The 26,941-nt window shown below is 70.8% G+C and carries 21 protein-coding genes and 1 tRNA gene; 4 read left to right on the top strand and 18 right to left on the bottom strand.

Going from position 1 to position 26,941, the window contains the following annotated elements; translation table 11 throughout:
- Positions 1-63: 63 nt before the first annotated feature.
- From ACFPCY_RS33325 to ACFPCY_RS33360, 8 genes are all read right to left on the bottom strand, one after another.
- Positions 64-3,108: a tetratricopeptide repeat protein gene (locus ACFPCY_RS33325; RefSeq protein WP_378261910.1), complete on the bottom strand. Its 3,045-nt coding sequence runs from the start codon at positions 3,106-3,108 to the stop codon at positions 64-66.
- A 4-nt stretch (positions 3,109-3,112) separates the two neighbouring features.
- A complete protein-coding gene (locus ACFPCY_RS33330; RefSeq protein ID WP_378261912.1) occupies positions 3,113-3,577 on the bottom strand; it encodes a hypothetical protein in 465 nt (154 codons plus the stop codon).
- 285 nt (positions 3,578-3,862) lie between these two features.
- A complete protein-coding gene (locus ACFPCY_RS33335; RefSeq protein WP_378261913.1) occupies positions 3,863-4,111 on the bottom strand; it encodes a hypothetical protein in 249 nt (82 codons plus the stop codon).
- Between the two features lie 217 nt (positions 4,112-4,328).
- Positions 4,329-5,249: an AAA family ATPase gene (locus ACFPCY_RS33340; RefSeq protein WP_378261915.1), complete on the bottom strand. Its 921-nt coding sequence runs from the start codon at positions 5,247-5,249 to the stop codon at positions 4,329-4,331.
- A gap of 1,032 nt (positions 5,250-6,281) precedes the next feature.
- A complete protein-coding gene (locus ACFPCY_RS33345; RefSeq protein WP_378261917.1) occupies positions 6,282-6,845 on the bottom strand; it encodes a guanylate kinase in 564 nt (187 codons plus the stop codon).
- On the bottom strand, positions 6,842-7,885 hold the full coding sequence (locus ACFPCY_RS33350; RefSeq protein ID WP_378261919.1) for a P-loop nucleotide/nucleoside kinase family protein: 1,044 nt from the start codon (positions 7,883-7,885) through the stop codon (positions 6,842-6,844). Before ACFPCY_RS33350 ends, ACFPCY_RS33345 begins: the two co-directional genes overlap by 4 nt.
- 409 nt (positions 7,886-8,294) lie before the next feature.
- A tRNA-Thr gene (locus ACFPCY_RS33355) sits at positions 8,295-8,370 on the bottom strand.
- 43 nt (positions 8,371-8,413) lie between these two features.
- Positions 8,414-9,940 (bottom strand): alpha/beta hydrolase, encoded by a 1,527-nt coding sequence (locus tag ACFPCY_RS33360; RefSeq protein ID WP_378261921.1) that lies wholly within the window; start codon positions 9,938-9,940, stop codon positions 8,414-8,416.
- A gap of 276 nt (positions 9,941-10,216) precedes the next feature.
- Between ACFPCY_RS33360 and ACFPCY_RS33365 the strand changes: the two genes are divergently transcribed.
- The 3 genes from ACFPCY_RS33365 to ACFPCY_RS33375 all read left to right on the top strand — a co-directional run bounded on the left by ACFPCY_RS33365 (position 10,217) and on the right by ACFPCY_RS33375 (position 13,455).
- Positions 10,217-10,855 carry a DUF427 domain-containing protein gene (locus tag ACFPCY_RS33365; RefSeq protein WP_378261923.1) on the top strand — a complete coding sequence of 213 codons (639 nt, stop codon included), beginning with the start codon at positions 10,217-10,219 and terminating at the stop codon, positions 10,853-10,855.
- A gap of 282 nt (positions 10,856-11,137) precedes the next feature.
- A complete protein-coding gene (locus ACFPCY_RS33370; RefSeq protein WP_378261925.1) occupies positions 11,138-12,331 on the top strand; it encodes a ferredoxin reductase in 1,194 nt (397 codons plus the stop codon).
- Positions 12,332-12,348: 17 nt separating this feature from the next.
- Positions 12,349-13,455: a fatty acid desaturase family protein gene (locus ACFPCY_RS33375; RefSeq protein WP_378261927.1), complete on the top strand. Its 1,107-nt coding sequence runs from the start codon at positions 12,349-12,351 to the stop codon at positions 13,453-13,455.
- Between the two features lie 135 nt (positions 13,456-13,590).
- Here ACFPCY_RS33375 and ACFPCY_RS33380 read toward each other — a convergent pair whose 3' ends face one another.
- From ACFPCY_RS33380 to ACFPCY_RS33410, 7 genes are all read right to left on the bottom strand, one after another.
- Positions 13,591-14,079 (bottom strand): cupin domain-containing protein, encoded by a 489-nt coding sequence (locus ACFPCY_RS33380; protein WP_378261929.1) that lies wholly within the window; start codon positions 14,077-14,079, stop codon positions 13,591-13,593.
- Positions 14,080-14,089: 10 nt separating this feature from the next.
- Complete coding sequence (locus ACFPCY_RS33385) at positions 14,090-14,989, bottom strand: PSP1 domain-containing protein (RefSeq protein ID WP_378262082.1); 900 nt, start codon at positions 14,987-14,989, stop codon at positions 14,090-14,092.
- A gap of 106 nt (positions 14,990-15,095) precedes the next feature.
- A complete protein-coding gene (locus ACFPCY_RS33390; protein ID WP_378261931.1) occupies positions 15,096-16,100 on the bottom strand; it encodes a hypothetical protein in 1,005 nt (334 codons plus the stop codon).
- A gap of 378 nt (positions 16,101-16,478) precedes the next feature.
- Positions 16,479-17,330 (bottom strand): fructosamine kinase family protein, encoded by an 852-nt coding sequence (locus tag ACFPCY_RS33395; RefSeq protein WP_378261933.1) that lies wholly within the window; start codon positions 17,328-17,330, stop codon positions 16,479-16,481.
- 13 nt (positions 17,331-17,343) lie between these two features.
- Positions 17,344-17,823 carry a low molecular weight protein-tyrosine-phosphatase gene (locus tag ACFPCY_RS33400; RefSeq protein ID WP_378261935.1) on the bottom strand — a complete coding sequence of 160 codons (480 nt, stop codon included), beginning with the start codon at positions 17,821-17,823 and terminating at the stop codon, positions 17,344-17,346.
- Between the two features lie 19 nt (positions 17,824-17,842).
- Positions 17,843-18,406: a permease-like cell division protein FtsX gene (locus ACFPCY_RS33405; RefSeq protein WP_378261937.1), complete on the bottom strand. Its 564-nt coding sequence runs from the start codon at positions 18,404-18,406 to the stop codon at positions 17,843-17,845.
- Positions 18,403-18,933 (bottom strand): SigE family RNA polymerase sigma factor, encoded by a 531-nt coding sequence (locus ACFPCY_RS33410; RefSeq protein WP_378261939.1) that lies wholly within the window; start codon positions 18,931-18,933, stop codon positions 18,403-18,405. Before ACFPCY_RS33410 ends, ACFPCY_RS33405 begins: the two co-directional genes overlap by 4 nt.
- Positions 18,934-19,104: 171 nt before the next feature.
- Here ACFPCY_RS33410 and ACFPCY_RS33415 point away from each other — a divergent pair, with 171 nt between their 5' ends.
- The gene (locus tag ACFPCY_RS33415) at positions 19,105-19,665 is read left to right on the top strand and encodes a YciI family protein (protein ID WP_378261941.1); all 561 of its coding nucleotides are present in this window, start codon (positions 19,105-19,107) and stop codon (positions 19,663-19,665) included.
- Between the two features lie 68 nt (positions 19,666-19,733).
- Here the strand turns inward: ACFPCY_RS33415 and ACFPCY_RS33420 are convergent, their stop codons facing one another.
- The 3 genes from ACFPCY_RS33420 to topA all read right to left on the bottom strand — a co-directional run bounded on the left by ACFPCY_RS33420 (position 19,734) and on the right by topA (position 26,757).
- Positions 19,734-20,993, bottom strand: a complete 1,260-nt coding sequence (locus tag ACFPCY_RS33420; protein ID WP_378261943.1) for a DNA polymerase III subunit delta' — start codon at positions 20,991-20,993, stop codon at positions 19,734-19,736.
- A 561-nt stretch (positions 20,994-21,554) separates the two neighbouring features.
- Positions 21,555-23,960, bottom strand: a complete 2,406-nt coding sequence (gene tmk / locus ACFPCY_RS33425) for a dTMP kinase (RefSeq protein WP_378261945.1) — start codon at positions 23,958-23,960, stop codon at positions 21,555-21,557.
- Positions 23,961-23,988: 28 nt separating this feature from the next.
- Entirely contained in the window at positions 23,989-26,757 is a 2,769-nt protein-coding gene (topA, locus tag ACFPCY_RS33430; protein WP_378261947.1) for a type I DNA topoisomerase, read from the bottom strand.
- Positions 26,758-26,941: the final 184 nt, after the last annotated feature.

Consider the following 26,941-nt stretch of genomic DNA (forward strand, 5'->3'; position numbering starts at 1 on the left):
CGTGTGTTCACGTGAGTTTCTGTGCGCCTGCGTTGCTGTACTTGCACGCTGTACAGCTCTCCCTCACTCAGGGACTCCGAACAGGCCTTTCAAGTGGCCGGCGTACTTCTGAAGTGAACGCGTCGTGGGGTGCCCTATCCCGAGCGCAGCCAATGCGCATTGTTCAGCCCGGCTTATCGCTTCGAGCGCCTCGGCGGCCCGTCCAAGATCACTGTAGGTGCCAGCCAAGTTCGTCAGGCTGATGGCGACGGTGGGGTGGTCGGGGCCCAAGGCCGCCTCGGTGATGGCCAACGTCCGCTCGAACAGCGGAAGCGCCTCGGCGGCCCGTCCCAGGTCGCGGTAGGTGCTGGCCAGGTTCCCCAACCGGATAGCGACGTCAGGGTGGTCCGGACTCAGCGCCGCCTCGGCGATTGCCAACGCCCGCTCCTCCAGCGGAAGCGCCTCACCCGCCCGCCCCAGAGCGCTGTAGGTGCTGGCCAGATTCCCCAGGCTGATGGCGACGGTGGGGTGGTCGGGGCCCAGCGCCGCCTCGGTGATGGCCAACGTCCGCTCGAACAGCGGAAGCGCCTCGGCGGCCCGTCCTAGGTCGCGGTAGGTGCTGGCCAGGTTCCCCAACCGGATAGCGAGGTCAGGGTGGTCCGGACTCAGCGCCGCCTCGGCGATGGCCAACGCCCGCTCCTCCAGCGGAAGCGCCTCACCCGCCCGCCCCAGAGCGCTGTAGGTGCTGGCCAGATTCCCCAGGCTGATGGCGACGTCAGGGTGGTCGGGGCCCAGCGCCGCCTCGGTGATGGCCAACGCCCGCTTATCCAGCGGAAGCGCCTCACCCGCCCGTCCTAGGTCGCGGTAGGTGCCGGCCAGGTTCTCCAACCGGATAGCGACGTCAGGGTGGTCGGGGCCCAGCGCCGCCTCGGTGATGGCCAACGCCCGCTCGAACAACGGGAGCGCCTGACCCGCCCGCCCCAGAGCGCTGTAGGTGCTGGCCAGATTCCCCATCCGGATAGCGACGTCAGGATGGTTGGAGCCTAGCGCCGCCTCGGTGATGGCCAACGCCCGCTCCTCCAGCGGAAGCGCCTCACCCGCCCGCCCCAAAGCGCGGTAGGTGCTGGCCAGATTCCCCAGCAGCATGGCGACGGTGGGGTGGTCAGGGCCCAGCGCCGCCTCGGTGATGGTCAACGCCCGCTTATCCAGCGGAAGCGCCTCACCCGCCCGCCCCAGAGCGCTGTAGGTGCTGGCCAGGTTCCCCAGCAGCGTGGCGACGTCAGGATGGTCGGAGCCCAGCGCCGCCTCGATGATGGCCAACGCCCGCTCCTCCAGCGGAAGCGCCTCACCCGCCCGCCCCAAAGCGCGGTAGGTGCTGGCCAGATTCCCCAACCGGATAGCGACGTCAGGATGGTTGGAACCTAGCGCCGCCTCGGCGATGGCCAACGCCCGCTCCTCCAGCGGAAGCGCCTCACCCGCCCGCCCCAAAGCGCGGTAGGTGCTGGCCAGATTCCCCAACCGGATAGCGACGTCAGGATGGTTGGAACCTAGCGCCGCCTCGGCGATGGCCAACGCCCGCTCCTCCAGCGGAAGCGCCTCACCCGCCCGCCCCAAAGCGCGGTAGGTGCCTGCCAGGTTCCCCAGGCCGATGGCGACGGTGGGGTGGTCCGAACCCAACACCTCCTCGGCGATGGCGGCTGCGGTAGTGAGCATGGTGTGGGAACGCTGATATTCGCCCTGTGCTTGCAGGAAAATGGCGGTTCCGTTGAGGATGCGGCCGAGTTGTTCGGGCTGTTGGCCCGTTGGGTAGTGGCGGGTGATCGTTTCGGCGTGTGGGACGAGGGAACGCCACAAGGGCCAATCACCCACATCGCTGGCAGGGTCGCTGTTGGTCATGGCGTCGTCGAGCCGAGCGAGCGCGGTTCCACGGGCTGTGTCGGCGGCGTCGTTGCCGGCTCGGTGGAGTTGGGAAAGGACGGCGGCTTGGGTAAGGCGGTGCATCGTCACCACCTCGTCGGTTCGATCGACCATGCTGTGTGAGGCCAGCACCCCCAGCGCCTCGTCGGCCTCCTCGGTCGCTTCGTCATCCCCGCCGCCCAGCACGCTGCGGGGGATATCGTCTGGGGCGTAGTGGGCCAAGACTCCAGCGAGTGCCACAGCGTCGGGGGCCTCCTGGGTGAGGGTGTCCAGGGTGATGTCCCACAGGCGGGCGATGGTCGCCTGTGCCTTGTCTCCGTTGGCGGCCTTGGCGTAGTAGCGGGCCGGGCGGCGTCGCAGCCGTCCCAGGTAGACGGCCGGGGTGATGCCGGTCTGGAGGATGTAGGCGGCGGCCTGGTCCAGCGCCAGCGGCAGATACCCCAGTTCCTCGGCGATGGCCAGCGCCGCCTTATGGTCTGCCGGGGCGGTGCGGCCGGTGATGGTGGTGATCAGTTCGGCGGACGCGTCCGGGGCCAACAGGTCCAAGCGCACGGTGTTGGCGCGGCCGGGCCAGCGCACGTCCCGGCGGCTGGTGATCAGGACATGCCCGCCTTCCAGCCGCCCCAGCACCCTGGCGGTGTGGGCGGGGTCGGTGACGTTGTCCAGTACTAGCAGCCACCCTGAATGCGCCCGCAGCCATCCGTAGGCCCACGCGGCGGCGTCCTCGGTCCTGGCAGCTCTTGCCGCGTCCGAGACCAGGTTGCGCGCCAACTCAGCAAGCCCCACGTCGATCTGCTCGGGTGCCTCGGCGGTGACCCACCACACCAAGTCGTAGCGGCTGCGGGCGCGCTCGGCGTACTGCAACGCCAGCTCGGATTTGCCCACCCCGCCCATCCCAATGACCGCCTGGGACACCACCACCGCCTCATCGGCGACCGACAACGCCCGCTCAACCTGCTTCAACGCGCTGGCACGGCCAAGGAACACCGGCGTCGCCGGCCGCGGCAACCCCACCACCCGCGCCTTCGGTTTCACCGCCGCAGGGTCGGGGAACGGCACCGCCTGAAGCTGGGTGATGCGTGCATGATCACCGGTGCTGACCACACCGTAATTGGTGTCGGTGCCAGGGGATCGATCACCGTGGGTCTGAACGTGGGCTGCCAGAGATGAGCTAACGCGCTTCTCCTCGAAGGCAGCGGGATCGGACTTCACCTGGTCACCGGTTGAAAGTGTTGTCGTCGCCGGTGGCGATGATGCCGTGATTCGTCCCCGTCGCCGGCGACCGGTCGCCGAACGTCATCACTTGCACCCCCGCCACCTGCGCCTGCGCCAGCAACTCCGTCACCTCCGCCGCCAACTCCGCATCGGCGGCCAACGCCTTACGGATCGCCTTGCGCAACGCCGCCCGGTTGTCCTGGTCCTCGGGATCATCGATCACATCGGCCAACACCTCCGGCACTACCTCTACGGCCGCATCGTTCCCGGTTTCGGTGGCTTCGTCTTCAGTGCGGGCGCCGAAGATGCGCTGCGCCAGCCGCCGCCCGAATCCGACCGCGGCATCTGCGGTGGCCTCGGTCGTCTGATCCCGTACACGCGTCAGCACCGCCGCCCCGTACGCGCTCGCCGCCGCTGTCACATACGGCGTCACCTCCGAGGCCAACTGCACTGCGTCTGCGGACATCCGTCCTCCCCGTTCATTGATCACGCCGTACCGGATAGACCACTCAATGTCACAGCGCACGTTAGACGCAGCATCGCCAAGGCTGGACGCGAACATTCATCATCGTCCGAAAACGGCCGCCACTCTTCCTAAGAAACCGACTAGACCACGCGCGCCCGGCGCGGCCGTTCCGGGGTGCTCGTTCGCGCGAACGGCGCGCAACCCGTGACAGACCGTCTCGCGCGAACGAGTGCCCCGGCTCCAGGAGGGGTCTGGGGAACCACGGGGTTCCCCAGTCACACACCCTTAACTCTCCTTACCGGACTCCTCGGTGTCCTTCGCGCCGGTCAGCCTGCGCAAGAGCTGCGAAACCTCGTGGCGGCGGTTCTCCCCACGGCCCGCCTTCTCGACCTCCTTGACCGCAGCCCCTGCCTGTTGGCGGGTCTCGTGGTAGCTGATGGCGCCCGTCCATATGTTCAACTCCGGGGAGCCGTCGAGGATGGGGCGGAGCTCGAAGAGTGGATACTGCTGCGGCGTGAAGTTGGCGACCGTCATGTCTGCCCCTCGTCTTGCGCTCGGGGATGACTTCTTGGGCGTCTTCTGGGCTCGCTTCGGTAGGCGGACGGGCGGCTCGGCGCGCCGGGACCGGACGGGACAGGCCGCACGCCCGGCGCGCCGGGGCGGGCGGCCGCTGGCGACCGCGGGGCGGGCGCCCTTGAAGACGTAGAGAAAGTTCTCATCCGGCGCTGCTGCCCCAGGGGTCACGGGCGGGTCAGGCCATGAGTTTGCGGAGGGTGGTGCGGGTCTGCTCGGCGAGGCTGACGGCTGCGCCTTGGCGGTTGTCGATCGTCGTTGTCACGCCGGTCGGCGGGTCGTCCTCAAGGGTGCTGGTGTACTCGTCCCAGTGGGACAGCTTCCAGCGGTCGCGGGGGGCGTCTCGGGTCTCGATGTACTCGTGCATGGTGTCGCGATCGCTGTTGACCCAGATCGCGGCGGCTTCGACGCCTCGGGCCTGGCAGCGATGCGTGAGCCGCTCCAGCCATCCGAGGGTGTGCAGCTCGGCGATGAACGGAGCCGACAGGATCATGGAGACACCCGCGTCGATGTTGCCGTAGGCGGCGTTCATCAGGCACCGGTACTCGTGCGGGCGGACCTCGGCCTTGTAGAACTCGGTGTGGCGGTCGTGCGGGTCGCCGCCGAGGGAGATCAACAGGCGTTCGGTCAGGCGGCGGGTCATGGCGTCCTTGTCCAGGACAGCCCAGCCCGTTAGGTCGGACAGGAAGCGCGCGAACTCGGTCTTGCCTGAGCCTGCGTAGCCGCCGACCAGGACGAGGATGGGGCCGGCGGCTGCGGTGGTGAAGCGGCGGCTGTGTAGAGCGGTGGCGACTCGGGCCTTGAGGGTGTCGGCCTGGGGGAAGAACGGGGACAGGTCGATCGGTGGGGTCGGCGTGGTGCCTCGGGCGTGGGCGGCTTTGGCTTCCAGGACGGCGAGAGGCGCGTTGCTTACGCGTGCGATGTGGGGCAACCAGTCGTCGGGGATGCGTTCGCCGCGTTCCCAGCGGGACACCTCGTGTCGGGTGAGGGTGGCTCGTCCGGAGACGTCGCATAGTAGGTCGGCCTGCTGGCGTTGGCTGCGGTCGCCGCGTAGGCGGGCGAGGTATCGGCCGAAGTCTCGTTGACGCTGCGTGGTCATCGGTGGCCTCCTGTGTCCAGTGTGGCCCCTCCCTGGCCCCCTGGCAGGCTCCTCCGTCGAACTCGGGCAAGCGGAAAGCTGCGTGCCGTCCCACTCCAGCAGACGAATCCGTTCCGCTCCGAACGAGTTCGGCATCCTCTGTGAGGTCTCCCGCATGCCTCCGAACCTGTGTTCTGACGACCTGGCCCTTGCCCAGCTCCGCACTCACTTCGGTAGCCACCGCATATGGCGGCGTGTCCGTGCGGATGGGCAACTGGGTGACTGGGTGGCATCCCTGCATGACCCGGCCGCAGGGGTCGAGCCCACTGTGATCTGTTCCGACTCGGTCTCGCTGCGCTGCGCCCTGGTCGCGGAGAAGCGGCGGGCCGCCGAGCGGAAGGAAACCCGGTGATGACGCTCGGGAGTGGGTGCGGATCATCACCGGAGGGGGCCGCCGGCCGGGCGGCCCCTGGAGGGGAGAGGAAGACGGCGCGGTCGGCAGGGGGTCCCCCGCCCTCGTCGCCCGCGTCGTCTTCCGAATCCTTCGCCGCGCGCTGGCGTGCCCGCTGGGCCTGTCGTCGGCTCGACCGGCTCGCCCGGGACCTCGGACGGCTCGGCTGGGCGTCTGCTCCGCGGTATGAGTGCTCGCCGCCGGAGCTGCTCGTTCTCGCCTCGCCCACGTCGTCGGTCGGTGAGACCGTGATGATCGTCCGCGGTGAAAGGCTGTGGTGGTACCGGTCGAGCACGGGCGCATGGCTCGGGCCCAGCTTCGAGCCCTGGCGCGCTGCCGATGCGGTCGGCCTGCTCATGCGCTCCTGGGGCATCAGGCCCGGAGACGGATCATGACGGGTCTTCCTGGGGAACTCCAGGTGACCACTGCGATCAAGGGCGAGTTCGGCTGCGTGCTCTCGGCCTGGTACGGACAGGCGACCGGAGCTTGGTGGGCACTGGTGAGGGCGAGTCAGGGGCTGCGCCTGGTCGAGGCGAGCAGCCCTCGGCAGTTGCGCGAGGCCGTCGTCCAGGCAGATACCTGGCCTTGGCCATCGACGGGCCTCATGACGAGTCCGCGCCGAGGCACGCTTGGCTGATGAGCTTGGCTGCCTCGGCCGGGTCGGCCTCGTTGGTGCGAATGGTGAGGTCAAACGTGACCGCCTCGCCGTTCGCGCGAAGGTCGGCGTCCGCCTCGTTCCATGCTCGGACGCGGCTGGGGGTGTCAGTGTCGCCTCGGGCCGCGGAGCGTTCGGCGGTCGTTTCGCGCGGTACCCACAGGCGGACGGACGTCCAGGTGAGCGGGACGGCTGCGCCGAGGTCTTGGAGTCCGGCGATGTCGCCTACGTGGACGACGGGGATGCATCCGGCGTTGGTGAGGGCGTCGATGTCGTGGCGGTCTACGGCGTAGCGGTTGCCGTAGCGCTCGGTCTCCAGGACCACGCGGCCGGCGTCGCGTAGCGCGTCCAGCTCGTCGGCGGAAACGTAGCGGTAGCCCCTGCTGCGGCCTGTCCCGGCTTTGAGTTTGGTCAACAGGACGAACCGGTCGTCCTGCCGGGACAGTTCGGCCGTGATCGTGTCCTTGCCGCTGGCCGGGGGGCCGTAGAGGATGACGCCGCGCCTGGTCACGCCAGGATCTTACGCAGTGCCTCTCGCGTCTGGTCGGCGATGCTGATGGCCGCGCCCAACCGGTTGTCGATGGTGAGGTGGACGCCGGGCGGGCTGGTCTGCGTGTTCAGGCCCGCGGTGTACTGCTCCCAGTGGGACAGCTTCCAGGCGTCGCGCGGTGCGTCGCGGAACTCGATGTACTCGCGCATCGACTCGACATCGCATCGGACCCAGATCGCCGCCACGTCCACCCCCTTCGCACGGCACCGGTTCGTCAGGCGGCTCAACCACGCCTCATCGTTCAACTCCAAGGTGAACGGCGCGATAAGGATGCTGGAAACGCCGCAGTCGACGTTGTCGTCCGCCGTGTCCATGAGGCACTTGTATTCAACGCGCCTCACGTGGTCGATATAGAGGTCGGTGTGGCGGTCATGCCGGTCACCACCCATGCTCTCCAAGAGGCGCTCAGTCAGGCGACGGGTGATTGAGTCTTTGTCCAGGATGGCCCAACCGGTCAGACTGGAGAGGAAGCGCGCGAACTCGGTCTTGCCTGAGCCTGCGTAGCCGCCGACCAGGACGAGGACCGGTTTGTTCGGATCGTCGCTGAGAGTTCGGCTCCGCCATGCGGCGACGACGCGGTCTTTGAGGCCGTCACCTGCGGTGGAGTTGGCGTCGTGTGAGGCGTCGGTGATCCGGTCCAAGCCTCGATTGAGGGTGTGCTCGGCCTCCTCGGTGGTGACCTGCGCAGTCGCCGAATCGGGAACCGGGGTGGCCGCCGTAGGCTCGGTCGTGATCTCCCGGGGAAGCGGAAGGCGGAAGCCGAGGTCAGGCTCAGAAGCTCCATACATCAGGCAGTAAGCCCGCCGGTGGTGTGGGCCGGGATAGACCGTCCCAGTCTCGTGCCCCCAAAGGCCTTCAAGGTCAACCTCGATGCGCAGGCCGTGACGGTGGCCGATCTGCTGGAGTTGGTCGCCTGCGGCTTCAAGAGTCCATCCAAGGCTCTGGCGTCGCTCTCGCAGTCGCTCGGACTGCCATCCGGGACGAGGCTTGGTCGCGGTCATGTATCAGCCTTTCCGATTACCGCAGAGAGTGATGCACTCCGGCTGCCGAGAAGAGACATGACATCGAACGTCCGACGCGCGTGGCGAGAGCTTCGATCTCACCAGTCCAGCACAGCTCGGGGACCAGGCGGGCAGGGAAGTTTCTGAGCCAGCGGCGGGAAGCCGGCGATGAGGCTGGACGCCAGAGGCCGACAGGCTCTAGGTGGGGGACGAGTTGGACGCCGGACGGCGTGAATGATCTTCGGAGTGTCGCGGCCAGGCGGCGGGGGTCCAGCACACGTCCGGGTCGCGCGGGCGTGAGCGGCGGCGTCGAGGGGCGGTCGCAGAGCAGGCTGGGGCGGCGGGGAAGGTTTGCTGGCTCGGGGCACGCAGAGAGGCCCCTTCCGGTGATCGGAAGGGGCCTCTGAGGTGGAGCCGCCTGTCGGAATCGAACCGACGACCTATTCATTACGAGTGAATCGCTCTGCCGACTGAGCTAAGGCGGCGTGCCGTAGAGGAGTCTAGCGCCTTCTCGGGGGTGTGTGGGAATCAGCGGCAGACGGTGTCCTTCTTGGGCGGGGTTCCGTTGATCAAGTAGTCGTCGGTCGCCGCGGTGATGCAGGAGTTGCCCTGGAGGTAGGCGGTGTGGCCGTCGCCGTCCAGGGTGAGGAGGGTGCCGGACGAGAGCTGGGAGGCGAGGCCCTGGGCCCACTTGTAGGGGGTGGCCGGGTCGCGGAGGGTGCCGATGACCAGGATCGGCGGGGCGCCCTTGGCGGTGACGGGTTTCGGGGCCTGCTTGGTCTGGACGGGCCAGTAGATGCAGGGGAGGCCGCCCCAGACGACGAAGGGGCCGAAGCGCGGGGCGGTCTGAGCGGCCTGGTCGGCGGCCTTTTTGTAGGACGCGACGTCCGGCGGGTTGGGCTTGTCGGCGCAGTTCACGGCCATGTTCGCGTCGGTCTGGTTGCTGTAGGAACCGTCCGGTTTGCGCTCGACCATCGTGTCGGCGAGCGTCATCAGGAGGGTGCCGTCGCCGCGGGTGAGGGCGGCGGACAGGGCCTGGCGCAGGTAGGGCCAGGTCTCCTTGGCGTAGAGGGCGGTCGCGATGCCCATCACCGTCCAGGACTCGGTGACCGGGCGGGCGTCGCGGCTGTTGCGGAGGGGGGTCTTGTCGGTCTGCTTGAGGAGGTCGCCGACCTTGGTGACGGCGGCGTCCGGGTTGGTGCCGAGGGGGCAGTCGCCCTGCTTGGCGCAGTCGGCGGCGAAGGCGCGGAGCGCGGTCTCGAAGCCCTTGGCCTGCTCCACCAGCATGTCGGTGGACGAGGTGCGCGGATCGATCGCACCGTCCAGAACCAGGGCGCGGATGTTCGTGGGGTACTCGTCCGCGTAGGTGGCGCCCAGGTAGGTGCCGTAGGACGCGCCGTAATAGGTCAGTTTCTGGTCGCCCAGGGCGGCGCGGAGGACGTCCATGTCGCGCGCGGCGTTTACGGTGCCGACGTAGGGGAGTTCCTTGCCGGCCTTGGTCTTGCACTCGTCGGCGTACTGCTTGCTCTCGGACGACAGGGTGTCGAGCTCCCGCTGGTCGTCCGGGGACGTGTCGGTGCTGAAGAAGCGGTCGAGCTGCGGGCCGGTCATGCAGCGGACGGGCGCGCTGGCGCCGACGCCGCGCGGGTCGAAGCCGACGATGTCGAAGCGCTGGCGCAGCTTGTCGTCGAAGGCGCGACCCGTCTGCCGGACGAAGTCCACGCCCGAGCCGCCGGGTCCGCCCGGGTTCGTCAGCAGTGAGCCGATGCGGTGGGACTTGTCCTCGGCGGGCAGCCGGATCGCGGCGAGCTTGATCTGCGTGCCGGACGGGTCGGAGTAGTTGAGCGGCACCTTCACGTCGGCGCACTCCATGCCGCCGCCGCACGACTTCCACGCGGGCTTCTGGCCGTAGAAGGTCTCCAGTCCGGCCGGAGCCTTCGTCGCCGGGGAGGCGGACGCCCGGTGGCCGTCGCCACCGCCTCCGCCGCCGTCGCATCCTGTCGCGACCGCCAGCGTCAGCGCGGCGATCGCGCTCGTCCACCTCGCTGCCCGCACGTGATCTCCGTCCGATGTCGCGGCTCGTGCACCGCCGCCCACGCTACGGGCATGGACGCCGTCAGGCCAGCGACCGCCCGGCGGAACCGCCGACGACCGTCCGGCGGCTCGGGCGGACAGGCGGTTGCTCGGCGGCGAAATAGGCGGCGGTGGCGCGCTGTTGCCCGGTTCATGAGTGCAGAAGGCACGCAACGGACGCGAGTACGCGTCGAGCAGGGCAACAGGCGGGTGCGGGCGTTTCTGGGCGGGCACGTTGTGGCGGATACGGTCCGTCCGGTGCTGGTCTGGGAGGGCACCCACTATCTGGCGTACTACATCCCCGTCGAGGACGTCCGCGCCGATCTGATCGAGAACGGCGCGGGCCGGAGGTCGCCGAGCCGGGGCGACGCCGTCTCCTACATCGTGAAGGTCGGCGACACCGAGGCGAAGGACGCGGCGATCCGCTACCCCGACTCGCCGGTCGAGGAACTGCGCGGCCTGGTCAGGCTGGACTGGGACGCGATGGACGCCTGGTTCGAGGAGGACCAGGAGGTCTTCGTCCATCCGCGCAGCCCGCACCACCGGGTGGACATCCTGCCGAGTTCCCGGCGAGTCCGGGTCGAGGTGGACGGAGTGACGGTCGCGGAGTCCGGCAGCCCGCGGATGCTGTTCGAGACGGGACTTCCGGTCCGGTACTACCTCCCGAAGACGCATGTCCGGATGGACCTGCTGGAGCACACCGACACCTCGACCGGCTGCCCGTACAAGGGGACGGCCGAATACTGGTCCGTCCGAATCGGGGACGCGGTGCACAAGGACTTCGCCTGGTCGTACCCGACTCCGCTTCCCGAGAGCCGCGACATCGCGGGGCTGATCAGCTTCTACAACGAGCGCGTGGACATCTACGTGGACGGCGTCCTTCAGGAGCGTCCGTGACGTCCGTGACGTTCGTTGAAGTGGCCGAGAGCGGCACGGAGGTGCTCACAGCGGCGATCTGACGCGTCGATGCGCAGCGCTGTATCTCTCAGCGCGGACGTGCGGCGGCGACCTGAAGTTGAGTGCGCGTCGCGGCGCGACCTTTGTCAACGGGCATTACACCATCGGATGGGACATCGTGCGATGGTGTGATGCCCGTCCCTTTTGGCCGCGAGGCCTTGTCCGGGTCCTTACGGTTACGTAACCGTAGGTTACGCGCCAACGAGCCCCGGAGGCCCCGACGTGACCACGACCACATCACCCACGCACGCGTCCGCGAAGGCGGTCCGGAGCCGCGTCCGGCGGGCGCTGGACGCCGCGCGGATGCTGACCACTCCCCTGCTGCCCGAGGACTACCTCGCGCTCGTGAACCCGCTGTGGTCCACGGGCGACCCGCGCGGACGCGTCGAGGCCGTCCGGCACGAGGCGCCGGACGCGGCGACCGTGGTGATCCGTCCGGGATCCGGCTGGTCCGGGCACCGGCCGGGCCAGTGGCTGAAGATCGGCGTGGACGTCGGCGGCGTCCGGCACTGGCGGACGTTCTCGCTGTCGTCCCCGCCGCGTCCGGACGGCCTGATCACGATCACCGTCAAGGCGAATCCGGACGGGGTCGTGTCGCGGCACCTCGTGCACGACATCCTGCCCGGCACGATCGTCCGGCTGTCCGCGGCGGAGGGCGAGTTCACGCTGCCCTCCCCCGTCCCGGAACGGCTGCTGTTCATCACGGCGGGCAGCGGGATCACGCCGGTCATGGCGATGCTCCGCGACCACGTCGGCGACCGCGGCCGTGACCGCGGCCGCGACCGCGTTGGTGACCGCCACGATCGCGTTGGTGACCGCGACCACGGCCCCGTGAGGGACGGTGAGCGCGTCGGGTTTTCGGGCGGGGTTGACGTCGTGCACGTCCACTCGGCGCGCACGCCCGAGGACGTGATCTTCGGGGCGGAGCTGCGCGAGCTGCCGATCACGCTGCACGAGCGGCACACCGCCACCGCCGGACGCCTCCGGCTCGCCGAGCTGGACGAGCTCTGCCCGGACTGGCGCGAGCGCGACACCTGGGCTTGCGGACCGTCCGAAATGCTGGACGGCATCGAGGCGCACTGGCGGGACGCCGGAGTGGCCGGACGGCTGCGCGTGGAGCGGTTCAAGCCCGTCGTCGCCGCGAACGTCGGCGAGGGCGAGGGTGGACGCGTCCGGTTCACCGCGAGCGGCGTCGAGATCGAAGCGGACGGCGCGACGCCGCTGCTCACGGCGGGCGAGGACGCGGGGGCGCTGCTGCCCAGCGGCTGCCGGATGGGGATCTGCTACTCGTGCGTCGGCCGGCTGGCCTCGGGCCGCGTCCGCGACCTGCGCACCGGCGAGGTCCACGGCGAGGAGGGACACCTCGTCCAGACGTGCGTGTCGGCGGCCGCCGGTCCCGTCGAGATCGACCTGTGAGCAACGAGGAGCGAGCGATGAGCACCGAGCACCTGACGGCCGCCGACTACGCGGCGATCGAGCGCGAGCTGGACGCGTTGCGCGACGAGATCACCGCCGACCTCGGCGAGCGCGACGCGGCCTACATCCACCGGGTGATCCGGTGGCAGCGCGGGCTGGAGATCGGCGGGCGGGCCCTGCTGATGGCCTCGTCCCTGCCGCCCGCCTGGCTGGCCGGGACGGCGACGCTGTCGGTCGCCAAGATCCTGGAGAACATGGAGATCGGGCACAACGTCATGCACGGCCAGTGGGACTGGATGCGCGATCCGAAGATCCACTCGACCACCTGGGAGTGGGACAACGTCTCGCCCGCCGAGCAGTGGAAGCACTCGCACAACTTCGTCCACCACACCTACACGAACGTGATCGGCAAGGACAACGACGTCGGCTACGGCATCCTGCGCGTCGCGCCGGAGCAGCCGTGGCACTGGGCGTACCTGCCGCAGCCGCTGGTCAACGCGGTGCTCGCGATGTTCTTCGAGTACGGCGTGGCGCTGCACGACCTGGAGATCGACAAGATCTGCGAGGGGACGAACGACCCGGACGAGACGCGCGCGAAGCTGCGCGAGATCGGCCGCAAGATCCGCCGCCAGTGGGGCAAGGACTACCTGGCCTTCCCGCTGCTGTCCGGACCGCAGTTCATGACCACGCTGGCCGCGAACTTCACCGCCAACGTCGTCCGCAACGTGTGGGCGCACACGATCATCTTCTGCGGGCACTTCCCCGGCGACGTGGAGGTCTTCGAGGAGGAGCGGCTGGACGGCGAGACCAAGGGCGAGTGGTACGTCCGGCAGCTCACCGGCTCGGCGAACATCGCCGGCGGACGCCTGTTCCACCTGATGACCGGCAACCTCAGCCACCAGATCGAGCACCACCTGTTCCCGGACCTGCCCAGCAACCGGTACGCCGAGATCGCGCCGCGCGTCCGCGCGCTCTGCGAGAAGTACGACCTGCCGTACCACACGGGCTCGCTGTCCCGGCAGGTCACGAGCACCTGGAAGAAGATCTTCCGGTACGCGCTGCCGGGTCCGCGCCGCAGCTCGCCCGCTCCGGCCGCCACCCGGCCTGAGCCCGTCGCCGCCTGAGCCCTTCCCGGCCCGTCTGAACATCGCGGGCGAGCGGCGTGCGTCGAGCGGGGCGCGGGGCACGGCGTGCGGGACACGGCGTGCGGCGTGCGGGACGCGGCGTCCGAGGCGCGGCGTGCGGGGCCGGGGCGCCGGTCAGGCGCGGGCGGTCTTCCAGGCGGGGCTGTCGAGGAAGTGGTTGTCGTAGAGGTCCTGCGAGTCGATCAGCTCCTGCAGGACGTCCTCGCCGCGGCCGAGCCGGTCGAGCAGGCGGAAGTACTCGAACCGCCGCACGCCGGGCGTGATGATGATCAGGAGGTCGGCGTCCCGTCCGGGCAGCGCGCCGAACGCGTGCGCGGTCCGCGGCGGGACGACGACCGTGTCCCCTTCCTCCGCGGTGAGGATTTCGTCACCGCAGAGAATCTGCACTCCGCCGCCGAGGATGTGGAAGAACTCGCTGGCGGTGTTGTGGTGGTGCGGAGTCGCGCCGTCCGCGCCGTCCTGGAGGATGATCCGCTGGCTGCTGAGCGCGCCGCCGGTCGTGTCGGCGTCCACGATCAGACGTCCGGACGACGGCGGGCGGCCGAACACCTCGGACTCGCCCGCGCGGACCACGACGGGCTTGTGCTCCGGGACGAACGTCATCGGTCTTCCCTCATTCGCCTTCGGGGGTTTCGGCAGAGCGCACGGAGGTTTCGGCGGAGCGCGCGGGGGTCCCCGCGGAGTCCCCAGCGGAGTCGGTGTTGCCGTACGCCTCGTCGTGCTGGCGGCGCGGGGAGCACACCGACGCGGACGGGCAGGAGCAGCGTCCGCCGCTGGTGAGCCGGACGGTGACCGTATCGGACGGGACGTTCCGTCCGACGACCTGACCGTTTCCCTCGGGCGTCTCGACCCGCGCGCCGAGCCGGGGCATGCGCTCGTGCGCCTGCACGTACAGCGGGTGCTCGTACTTGAGGCAGCACATCAGCCGTCCGCACGCTCCGGCGATGCGCAGCGGGTTGACCGGAAGGTCCTGCTCCTTGGCCATCCGGACGGACACGGGCTCGAAGTCCTTGAGGAACGTCGCGCAGCACAGGTCGCGTCCGCACGGCCCGATGCCGCCCTGGAGCCGCGCCTCGTCGCGCGGGCCGACCTGGCGCAGCTCCACCCGCGCCCGGATGTTGCGGGCCAGGTCGCGGACCAGCGCCCGGAAGTCCACCCGGTGCGGCGCGGAGAAGTAGATCTTGAAGACGTTCTCGGTGTCGAGGTAGTCGACCCCGATCACCTTCATCGGCAGCTCGTGCTTGCGGATCAGCCGCTTCGCGATCGCGCGCCCCTCGGCGCGGCGGCGACGGTTCGCGTCGTCCCGCGCCAGGTGCTCGTCGCCGGCGAGCCCCGCGCAGACGGGCAGGCCGCCGATGTCCTCCGACACCCACTGCGGCGCCCACACGCACTCGGCGACCTCGGGCCCCGCGTCGGTCGGGACGAGCACGCGGTCGCCGACCTTGGGTTCGTACGGGCCGGGGTCGAGGTAATAGAGACGTCCGTATCTGGTGAAGCTGACGGCCATCACCATGCCCACGGTTTCGCTCCGTTCGCCCGGTTCCGTGACCCACACCCTATGTCGTCCGGACCCGCTCCGGTGTGAGCGGAATCACGGCGACCGCAGGGAGGCGCTCAGGTCACCAGGCGACGTCGGAGAGGTCGCCCGCGTTGACGGGGGTCCGCTCGTCCGGGCCGTACAGGCGGCCGTCGTCGCCGGAGAGCAGCAGGTGGCCGCCGGAACTGTCCGCGTCGAGACGGCGGACGCCGGACTTGCCCGGCTGCTCCCACAGCACGCGTCCGGGCCGTCCGGTCTCGGTGGAGTACTGCTGGAGCGCCACGCGCGAGGACGACTCCAGCCCGGCCACGATCGTCCGGCCGTCCGGGCTGAGGACGGCGGCCTGGGCGCCCGCGGGCAGTTTCAGGATCGCTTTGCTGAGCTTCAGATCGCCGACCGGACCGGCCGTGTCGAGCGTCCTGACCTGGGGCGCAGCGGCGGCGACGAGCTCCCCGTGCGCGCCGGCGCGCGGCTGCGGGCTCCACAGGAAGGACAGAGTGTCACCTGCCCATGACAGACTGCTGATCCGGGCCGCGGACTTCGCCGTCCAGGTCTTGCGCGCCCCGGTGCGGGTGGAGATCACGTCCACGCTGCCCGCGCCACCACTCCGGTAGGTGACGTACGCGATGTTCGCGCCGTCCGGAGTGACCGCCATGTCCGAGGACGGGGTGGACACGCCCGGCACCGCCGCGCGCGGAATGTCGGCCAGGGCGGAGGGCCGACCGTCCTTGCCGAGGGTGAGCCGGTGAAAGACGACCTTGCGGGAGGCATAGGAGGCGACGACATAGGAATCACCGGGGCCCGCCGCGATCCGCTGGAAGCGGCGTCCCGCCGGGGCCGCGACGGGCAGGCCGACGTCGTGCCCGGTCCGGACGTCCCGCACGACGATCGCGTCACCGTCGCGCCGAACGCCGACGACGAACCGCGGCTTCTCGCTGTGCTTCGTCGTGGCCGTCGGCTTGGCGGCCGTCGCGGCCTTCTTGTGCGACCACGGGTGCCGGTGGACGGTGTCGACCCCGGCTCCGATCACCAGCGCGCCGACCACGGCCACGCCCACCGGGACCGCGTTCCGCCAGGCAGTGGCCACCCGCGTCTCCGTCTTCCCGCCAGCCATGCGAACTCCGCCCGCCGCCTTCCGCAGCACCGTCGACATCACTTCTATCCTGCGACAAACGGCAATGATTACGGATTTACGGGATTCTCGCGACACTGAACGCTAGCTGAACGTCCGCCACGCTCCTCACGCGATCTTCGCCAAGGAATCGTCGCCTTTCGTCCCGCGTACCTCCGTTTCGGAGGACGGGAACGCTCTCGCATACCCGTATCACCTCCCCCGGCACCGCGCGCACCGGCCACTAGCAGCGGATGCGACATCCATCACGCTCAATCACCGCACGACCACACTCATCGGACAGTCCACACTCCGACTCCGGTGGACGAGCGGAGCGAGGTCGGCTAAAGCGCGTTAGCGGAGGGTTAGTGCGGTGCGAGCGGCTTCGACGGCCGGGGCGCGGTAGGAGTCGCCGAAGAGGGTGACGTGGACGAGCAAGGGGTGGAGCTGATGCAGCGGGACGCGTTCGCGCCAGCCGTCCGATAGCGGGAACGACTCGTTGTAGGCGGCGAGGATGCGGTCCAGGTGGGGGCATCCGAACAGTGCGAGCATCGCCAGGTCGGTTTCCCGATGGCCGCCGTGCGCGGCCGGGTCGATCAGCATGGCCGCGCCGCCCGTCCACTGGACATTGCCCGACCAGAGGTCGCCGTGGAGGCGCGCGGACGGCTCGGGCGGCCCGGCCAGGTCCTCGATCACGTCGATGACCTGCTCGAACAGCCGGATATCGGACGGACCGAGATGCCGCGCGGCCCGGCGCAGGAAGGGCTCCAGCCGTCGTTCGGCGTACCAGCGGGGCCACGGCCGATCGTCGAGGGTGTCGTCCAGGGGAAGATCGGCGATGTAGCCGTCCCAGGGGGCGCCGAACGCGCCGGGCGAGTCGGCGTGGAGGTGCACAAGGGCCCGACCGAAACGCTCCGCCGCGTCCGCCGACGGAGGTTCGGACGGCAACCACGGCAGCACCAGCATCCGCTCGTCGGCCGCCACGACCTGCGCGACGGGCGCAGCTGGGCCGGCGTCCGCGAGCCATCGCAGTCCGGCGACCTCCGCCTCGAACACCCCGCTGGAGTGGCCGTCCGGAAGTGCCTTGACGAACACCTCGCGCCCGTCGCCCAGCGTGGCGCGGTGGAGCGTCCACGCGTGGCTCGAACCGAGATCACGGACGCTCTCGACCCGCGCCCCGACCAGTTCCTCCAGGTGATCGCGCATTCCGGACGGCCCCTCAGCGCTCTTTCAGCGCGGCGCGGACCTCGTCCAGCAGGCCCGGCATCGCGGCCTCGACCATCTCCAGCACCTGATCGAAGTCGGCCCGCCCGCCGTAGTACGGGTCCGGGACGTCCAGGTCGTCCCCGGCTGACGGGTCGAACTCGCGGAGCAGCCGGATCTTCGCGGCGGCCTCGCCGTCCGGGGCCATGGCGCGCAGCTCCGCCAGATGCCCCTCGTCCAGGGCGATGATCAGGTCGTAGTGCGCGGCCCATTCCGGCTCGAACTGCCGGGCGATGTGGGCGGACCGGTATCCGGCCCGGCGCAGCGCCGCCACCGTCCGCGAGTCGGCGGCGTCGCCCACGTGCCAGCCGCCCGTCCCGGAGCTGTCCACCTCGACGTCCAGGCCCTCCTCGTCCACGTGATGCCGGAACACCGACTCGGCCATCGGCGAGCGGCAGATGTTCCCGGTGCAGACGAACGTGACGCGATACGACATGCCTCCATCCTGCCCGAGGCTAGGGAACGACCACCCGGTCCACCCCGGCGAGCCCGAACACGTCGCGCAGGATGACGGCCCGCGCCCGGGCGTCCGCCCGCACCCGGAAGGCGTCCGGGATGTCACCCGGTTTCGTGCTGTGCACGAAACCGGGGTTGCTGGCGTACCTCTCCTTGAACCGGGTGTATGCCTGCTCCCGCGACTCGTACTCGACCTTCGAGACGCCCTGGATGCTGCGCAGCCTTTGGAAGATCGCGTTCTTCTGCGCCTGCGTGGCGTCCTCCCGCCGGCAGGACGGGTTCGAGGACGTCCGCGCGCACAGGAAGATCGACACACCGCCCTCGGTCGGCGCCCCGAGCGCCTCAACGCGATGCGCCGTCCTGGGCGTGCCGTCGTCCACCCAAACGGCCGTGACGATGGCGACGCTCGCGGCGACGGCCGCCACTCCGAGGGACGCCGCCCACGGAACCAGCCGACGCCGCTTCCCCGCCGCGTCCAAGTCGAGAACGGGCACATCGGACGGCCCGACCGTCGCCCCCAGCGCGTGCAGCGCGTCGCGCAGCTTCTCCTCCGTCGCGCTCATCGCGCCTCCTCTTCCAGCATCCGCCCCAGCGCGGCCAGCGCCCGGGACGTGGTCGACTTCACGGTTCCGCGGCTCACGCGCATCGCCGCCGCGATCTCCTCTTCCGACATCTCGCAGAAGAACCGCAGGACCAGCGCCTCCCGCTGGCGCGCGGGCAAGCGCTCCAATCCGGCGAGCACCTCCCGCCGCTCCACACCGACCATCGCGGCGGACTCCGCCGACCACACCGGCGGAACGTGCTCGCCTCGCGGCAGCCTCCGCCTGCGCCGCAGCGCCTTCCGGCAGCCGTTCAGCACCGCCGAGCGCGCGTAGGCCAGCGCCCGGTCCGTGTCCCGCAGCTTCGCCCAGCGCCGGTACAGGCCCGCGAACGCCTCCTGGACGACGTCCTCGGCCGTCGCCCGGTCCCCGACCATCACCACGGCGAGCCGCATCAGCCCGAGCGCGTGCTCGCGGTAGAGCTCGGTCACGCTCTCGGCCGCCTCGCCGGTGGCGGCGCGCGTTCTCCCGCCGACGCCCGTCGCGGGCACCGCATTCACCTTCATGTCCCAGAGACCCCGCGATCCCGTCCTGGTTGCTCGCTCACCGAGACTTTCTCGCGTGTCCCTCCCGTCCGGCCCGGAAAAACGTTGATCGTCGGAGGGCGGACGCGTCTACCCTGCGGGAACGAGTCCGTTCCGCTCACGGAGGTCGATCATCTGATGGAGTTCTTCTGCTACCACCGCGACCGGCTCGGCTCGGTCCCGCTGCGTGAGGCGATGATCGAAGAGCACTGGTCCTACATGGACGGCTTCGAGAAGGAGCTGATCGCGCGCGGGCCGGTCTTCGACACCGACGAGGACGAGACGCTCCTCGGCAGCGTCCACATCGTGGACGTCCCCACCCCGGCCGCCGCGCGCGAGTTCGCCTTCAACGAGCCCTGCTACCAGGCGGGCGCCTACCGGGACGTCCTCATCCGCCGCTGGCACAACCTCCTGGGCCGGACGATGTGGGACTTCCCCGGCTTCCGGGACGGCGGCGACTACTTCATGGTGCTGGCCCTCGGCGAAGGCGAGCCCGTCGACACGTCCGTCCCGTCCGTCCCGTCCGTCCAGGACGACCTGGTCGCCTACGGCCCCCTCTACTCCGACGACGGCACCATCTGGGTCGGGACGGCGGCCCTCCTGCGAGCCCCCGACGCAACCACCGCCCGCGCGATCCTCACCGAAGCCCGCTACGCCGACATCGAAGCCCACCCCTGGACCTTCGGCGGGCGCCGCTGACCCCGCCGCTTCTCTCTCTCCCCCCCCCGCACGGACCCGACGGTCGGCGGCAGGCGGACGGCCGTGAATCAGGACCTGGTGCGCAGGGCCAGCGTCAGGGCCTCCACCGCCAGCAGCGGGTTGACGTTGGCGTCGAGGCTTTCCCGGCAGGCCATGATGGCGTCCAGACGGCGGAGGGTGGCCTCCGGCGTGCTGCCGGACGCCGTGGCGCGCAGCTCCGGATCGAGCTCGGTGTTGACCAGGTCGGACGACGCGCCCAGCTGGATGGTGAGGACGTCGCGGTAGTAGGAGGCCAGGTCGAGAAGGGCCCGGTCCAGGGCGTCGCGCTTGACGCGGGTGGCCCGGGACTTCTGCTTGTCCTCCAGCTCCTTCAGCGCGCCGGCGGTGCCTCGGGGCATGCGGCCCTTGGCACTCTCACCCAGAGCCTGGCGCAGCGCGGACGTCTCGACCTCGTTGAGCTCTTCCGTGGTCGCCTTCGCCTCGGCCTCGGCGGCCTTGACCAGCGCCTCCGCGGCGATCACGGCCGGGCCCACCCCGGTCAGGCGGCGCGGGATCGCCAGGACCTCGGCGCGGCGCTTGCGGGCGTCCGGGTCGGTGGCCAGGCGGCGGGCACGGCTGATGTGCCCCTGCGCGGCGCGCGCGGCGATCTCGGCCGTCACAGGGTCGACACCGTCCCGGCGCACCAGGACGTCCGTCACGGCGGACACCGGCGGCGTGCGGAGGGTGACCACGCGACAGCGTGACCGGATGGTCATGAGCATGTCCTCCGGGGACGGCGTGCACAGCAGCCACACCGTCCGCGGCGGGGGTTCCTCGATCGCCTTGAGCAGCGCGTTGGCGGCGGCCTCGGTCGCGCGGTCGGCGTCCTCGAACAGGACGACCTGCCAGCGCCCCACGCTGGGCGACGAGGACGCCCGCAGCACCAGCTCCCGGGTCTCCTTCACGCCGAAGGAGAGCCCGGACGGCCGGATGATCTCGACGTCCGCGTGAGTGCCCTGCAGGACCTGATGGCAGGACGCGCAGTGCCCGCACCCGCGCGGCGTCTCCGAGCACTGGAGCGCGGCCGCGAACGCCCGCGCGGCGGCCGACCTCCCGGAGCCCGGCGGCCCCGTGAACAGCCACGCGTGCGCCATCTTCCCGCCGCCAGCACCCGACGCCCGTCCAGCCCCCGACGACCGCCCCGCGTCCGACGCCCCTCCCGCGCTCGACGCCCCTCCCGCGCTCGACGCCCGTCTCGCGTCCGACGACGAGCCCGTGGACGCCTCCACGGCCGACCGCAACTGCGCGATCACCGGATCCTGCCCCACCAGGTCGTCCCACACGCTCATGCAGAGAAGGCTACGGCCTCACCTCCCTTCCCGGTGCCGTCCAGCCCGTCCTCCCCGGCCCTTCACACCAAGCCTGCCCCGGCCCCTCCATCGCCCGCGAAGTTACCCACAGGTTGTGGATAACTCGCGCCGCCCGAGGTGCAACCCACTATTTCAGCGCAGGCGAGATCGCCCTGACGACGCTACGGAACGCCGACCACCAAGCCGCAGTCGCGCGCTAGGCCGTCCCGCAGCCGGACGCCTGCGGAGAACACCACGCCACGACGCCCGCGTCCAGCATGGAGCCGTCCGCAAGCGCGACCGACGCGCACCACGGCCCGAGACGTCCAGAAGCGCGTAGCAGCGCAGCGCAAGGACAGCGCAGGCCACGCGAAGGCCGGGTCAGACATCGCCCAGCAAGGGCCGGACGCGGGCGGGCCGGGCGTCGGCCGGCGGGGCCCGGACACCGACGGGTCGGGCGTCGGCGAGCGAGGGCCGGACGCCAGCGGGTCAGGCGACGGCCGACGGTGGCCGGACGCCGGCGGGTCAGGCGACGGTCGGCGGGCGGCCGGAGCCGGCGGGTCAGGCGTCGGTTATGGCAGGGAAAGTGCTGGTCGCGTCTTCGGCGGAGGCGGGGATGGGGTCGGGGAGCATCTCGCGGATGCGGTCCTGGATCTCGCGGCGGATCTCGGACTCGGGGCGTCCGGCGTCGAGGACGAGGTAGCGGTCGGGGTCGGCTTCGGCCAGGGCGCGGAAGCCGGCGAGGACGCGCTCGTGGAACTCGCGGGGTTCGGACTCGATGCGGTCGGCGGGGCTGGAGAGCCGGTTGAGGCCCTTCTCCGGCGGGAGTTCGAGCAGGACGGTCAGGTCCGGGACGAGGCCGCCGGTGCCCCAGTCGTTGAGGGCGGCGATCTCCTCGACGGGCTGCTGGCGGCCGTAGCCCTGGTAGGCGAGGGCCGAGTCGACGTAGCGGTCGCTGACGACGATCGCGCCGCGGTCCAGGGCGGGACGGATCACGTTGGCGACGTGGTCGGCGCGGTCGGCGGCGTAGAGGAGGGTCTCGGCGCGCGGCGAGAGGCCGGTGGACTCCTTGTCGAGCAGGAGCGCGCGCAGGCGCATGCCGGTCTTGGTCGCGCCGGGCTCGCGGGTGGTGACGACCTCGTAGCCGTGCTCGCGCAGCCAGATCGCGGCGAGCCGCGACTGGGTGGTCTTGCCCGCGCCCTCGCCGCCCTCGAAGACGATGAAGACGCCGCGCTCGTGGGTGCGGCGCGGGGCGGCGGGGGTGGTGGGAGCGGCGGACGGCGGGACGTAGACCTCGCCGCGCAGCGCCGCCGCGATGTCCGGGATGAGCGGGATGCCGGTCCGCTCGTCCAGCAGGCGGTAGGCGATCAGGCCCGCGACCAGCGCGATCACCGCGGTGATCAGCAGCGCGGCGGACGAGCCGGGGAAGTCGCGTCCCGCGTGCCGCTCGCCGATCGCGCCCGCGGCGAGCGGGACGGCGATCGCCGCGACGACCAGGGCGAGCGCGGTTCCGGTCCGGACGCGGAGGGGGTTGTGGACAACGGCCTCGGCGGACGACCAGGCGATCCCGGCGGCGACGCCGAGGAACCCGGCGACGAACACGACGACGACCAGGTTCAGCGAGAGCGCGATCACCGCGAGGAGCAGCGCGGACGCGATCGAGGACAGTCCGAAGAGGCGGCGGCGGCTGAACGGCGCCAGCACGCGCGGGCCCGCGAACAGGCCGGCCGCCAGGCCGACGGCGAGCGCGCAGAGGATCATCCCGTAGCCGGGGTCGCCGCCGTCCAGGGCTTGGGTGTGGACGCGGGCGATGGCCAGCACCGCACCCACGGGCAGTGCGGACGCGGCGACCGCGAACCGAAGTCCGCGGATTCCGGACGGCCCCAGGCGTCGGAAGAGCGCGACCGGAGCGTCCGGAACGGGGCCGTCCGCGCCCGGCAGGCCGCCCGCGACGGACGTCACGATCGCCGACAGCGCAAAGATCACCGCGGCGACGTAGAGCGCGAGGTGCACGCGGTCGGCCTGCTTGAGCAGCTCGGCCGAGATCAGCGAAGTGAGAACGAACACGAGCGCGGCGACGGGCGCGACACCGAACACGGTCCGCGCGATCCTTCGGACGGCGATGTTCGCGTCCGCCTCGTCCACGGCAGCGTCGGGGACGCGGAGATCGGCTCGCGTCCGCCCGTCGTCCGTCTCGTACGCGCGCGTCGCCGCCCCATCACCGCGCCCGCCCTGCGCGCCCGGGCCCGCGCCCGGCCCGGTGCCGTAGCCGTTGAAGGCTTGCGCCGCCGGGCGGGCGGGGGTTGCGGTCCGCGTGGGCGCCGCGTCGTCGGGAGCGGAGGCGCCGGGCCAGGCGAGGGCCCGGGCGGACGAGGAGGCGGCGGCGCCCCACAGGACGCCGAGGAAGGAGACCAGAACCGTCGCGACGGACGTCCAGATCAGCGGACGCAGCGACGAGATCAGCAGGTCCGCCATCGGGACCGACAGGATCAGGACGGCGCGCAGCGCGTCCGCGGTCAACAGCGTGGAGCGCCGGTCGAGGCGGGCGGCCAGTGCGGCGGCGGCGCCCGGCAGGAGCAGGACCGGGAGCAGCCACAGCAGCAGGACGATCTCGACCGCGCGCGCCCGGCCCGCGAACGAGGTGTCGGTGGCGGCGGCGAAGCCCATCGCGGTGAGCGCGGGCAGGGTCAGCCAGTGCCCGAGCCCGGACAGCGCCAGGGCCGTCCGGAGCCGGCGGAAGGCCGCGGTCGGGGTCGCTCCGGGCGCGGAAGCGCTGGTCGGGTACCCCGCCGGACGGCCTGACCCACCGGACGGGTATCCCGCCGGACGGCCCGTCCCGCCGGTCGGGTATCCCGCCGGACCGCCTGACCCACCGGACGGGTATCCCGCCGGGCGGCCTGACGCGCCGGGCCCCGACCGCGGTGACGAGGCGGCATCAGACGACCGGGGAACGCGCGAACTGGTCATAGCGGTCAGGGTATCGGCGCACCCACTCCTACGAGCTCGACTTGGCCGACGAACGCTTGCGCGTCGTCGTGGTCTTCTTGGCCGGGGCCTTCTTCGCGGGCGCCTTCTTCTTGCCGCCCCCCGCCGCGACCTTCTCGCGGCGCTCGGCGAGCAGCTCGGCGGCGCGCTGGATGGTGATCGACTCCACCTCGTCGCCCTTGCGCAGGGACGCGTTGGTCTCGCCGTCGGTCACGTACGGGCCGAAACGGCCCTCCTTGACCACCACGGGCTTGCCGCTCGCCGGATCGTCGCCGAGCTCGCGGAGCGGCGCGGCGGCCGCGGCACGGCCGCGTCCACGCTGCTTGGGCTGGGCGAACAGCTCCTTGGCCTGCTCCAGCGTGACGGTGAACAGCTCGTCCTCCGAGCCGAGCGACCGGCTGTCGGTGCCCTTCTTGATGTAGGGACCGAAACGGCCGTTCTGCGCGGTGACGGGCTCGCCGTCCAGCTCGCCGAGGGTGCGCGGCAGCGACAGCAGCCGGAGCGCGTCGTCGAGCGTGATCGTGTCCAGCGACATCGTCTTGAACAGCGACGACGTGCGCGGCTTCGGCGCGTCCGCCTTCTTCGTCCGCTTCTTCTTCTCGCCGTCGGCGGCCGGCGGGGCCTCCTCCGGGATGATCTCGGTGACGTACGGCCCGAACCGTCCCGACTTGGCGACGATCGTGTGGCCGGTCGCCGGGTCGGTGCCGAGCTCGCGGTCGCCGGACGGCTGCGCGAACAGCTCCTCGGCCTTCTCGGCGGTCAGCTCGTCGGGCGCGATGTCCTCGGGGATGTTGACGCGCTCGCCGTCCCGGTCGAGGTACGGCCCGTACCGCCCGACCCGGATCATGATGTCGGTGCCCTTGATCGGGAACGACGAGATGCCCTTGGCGTCGATGTCGCCGATGTCGCCGACGAGTTCCTTCAGGCCCTCGTTGCCCTGGCCGTTCCCGCCGTTCCCGTCGCCGCCGCCGTCGCCGAAGTAGAAGCGGGTCAGCCAGCGGACGCGCTCGGCCTCGCCGCGCGCGATCTCGTCGAGACCGTCCTCCATGTGCGCGGTGAAGTCGTAGTCGACGAGGTTGCCGAAGTGCTGCTCCAGCAGGTTGACCACGGCGAACGCCAGGAAGGACGGCACCAGCGCGGTGCCCTTCTTGAACACGTAGCCGCGGTCGAGGATCGTGCCGATGATCGAGGCGTAGGTGGACGGCCGCCCGATCTCGCGGTCCTCCAGCTCCTTGACCAGCGACGCCTCGGTGTAGCGCGCGGGCGGACGGGTCGAGTGGCCCTCGGCGTCCATGGCGAGCGCGGTCAGCGGGTCGCCCTGGGCGAGGTTCGGCAGCCGCCGCTCCTGGTCGTCGCGGTCGGTGGACGGGTCGTCCGCGCCCTCGACGTAGGCCTTCAGGAAGCCGTGGAACGTGATCGTCTTGCCGGACGCGCCGAACTCGGCGACCTCGTTCGCGGTGGACGTGCCGACGACGCGGATCGACACCGACTGGCCCGCCGCGTCCTTCATCTGGGACGCGATCGTCCGCTTCCAGATCAGCTCGTACAGCCGGAACTGGTCGCCGGACAGACCCGTCTCACCCGGGGTGCGGAAACTGTCACCTGCCGGACGGATCGCCTCGTGCGCCTCCTGCGCGTTCTTGACCTTGGAGGTGTAGACGCGCGGGCGGTCCGGGACGTACTCGCCGCCGAACAGCGTCGCGGCCTGCCGCCGGGCCGCGCCGATCGCGGTCTCCGACAGCGTGATCGAGTCGGTTCGCATATAGGTGATGAAGCCGTTCTCGTACAGCTTCTGGGCGACCGACATCGTGTACTTGGCGGAGAATCCGAGCTTCCGGCTCGCCTCCTGCTGGAGGGTCGTCGTCCGGAACGGCGGATACGGCTTGCGCGTGTACGGCTTCGACTCGACGGACTTGACCTCGAAGGAGCGTCCGGTGAGCCGTCCGGCCAGGCCGCGCGCGCCCTCCTCGTCCAAATGCAGGACGTCGCGGGTCTTCAGCCGGCCGTCGGAGGCGAAGTCGCGGCCCTGCGCGACCCGCTTGCCGTCCACGGCGACCAGCCCGGCCTTGAACGCGCGGGGGTCGGCGTCGCGGCCGGTGTCGAACTCGGCCTGGAGGTCCCAGTAGTGGGCCGGGACGAACGCGATGCGCTCCCGCTCCCGCTCCACGACCAGCCGCGTCGCCACCGACTGCACCCGGCCCGCCGACAGCTTCGGCATGACCTTCTTCCACAGGACCGGGCTGACCTCGTAGCCGTACAGCCGGTCGAGGATGCGCCGGGTCTCCTGCGCGTCCACCAGGCGGAGGTTGAGCTGCCGCGGGTTCGCGGCGGCCTGCCGGATCGCCTCGCGGGTGATCTCGTTGAAGGTCATCCGGTGCACCGGGACCTTTGGCTTCAGGACCTCCTGGAGGTGCCAGGCGATCGCCTCGCCCTCCCGGTCCTCGTCGGTCGCGAGGAAGAGCTCGTCGGCCTCCTCCAGGAGCTTCTTGAGCTTGGCGACCTGCGCCCGCTTGTCGGCGTTGACCACGTACAGCGGCTCGAAGTCGTGCTCGACGTTCACGCCGAGCTTGGCCCACGGCTCGCCCTTGTACTTGGCCGGCACCTCGCTGGCGCTCCCGGGCAGGTCCCGGATATGGCCGATACTGGACTCCACGACGTAGCCACGGCCCAGGTACCCCGCGATCGTCTTCGCCTTCGCAGGCGACTCGACGATCACCAGGCGGGTGCCGCCATCGGCCCCGGACCGGCCACCCTTCGCAGTGCCGTTCTTGGCTGGCACAGTCGCTCCAACCTCGCTGTCTGGTCTCTACTCACCGCCGCTGCGGCGCTCTCGCCACAACGTGTCCCAACGACGCTTTCATGCCCGAGGTGCCCCGCCGCCCCTCGTCCGCCGTGAAACTCCCACAGGATGACACGTCGCCGGCGAGGCTGCGGACGGGCCCGCCACCGGGCGGCCGTCCCGC

Origin of the sequence: Actinomadura gamaensis, assembly GCF_042652125.1 — a bacterium.
In the GTDB taxonomy this organism is placed as follows: domain Bacteria; phylum Actinomycetota; class Actinomycetes; order Streptosporangiales; family Streptosporangiaceae; genus Spirillospora; species Spirillospora gamaensis.